Here is a 235-nt window from a genome sequence, read left to right on the forward strand (position 1 = left end):
TTAGAGGAAGGAGACCAAAGAACTGTGTTCAAACGGCTTAAGTAAATCACATAAGAAATCTTTTTTAACACAGATTACACCAATTTTCACAGATTATTTTTGAATGGGAAGAGGAAACTCAGTAACAACTATTATATACTGTCGTATATTAAAAATAGAGGTGTTTTGTCTGAATAGATGTTAGAGGAAGGAGACCAAAGAACTGTGTTCAAACGGCTTAAGTAAATCACATAAG

Origin of the sequence: Flavobacterium sp. RSP46 (assembly GCF_003984825.1) — a bacterium.
Lineage (GTDB): Bacteria > Bacteroidota > Bacteroidia > Flavobacteriales > Flavobacteriaceae > Flavobacterium.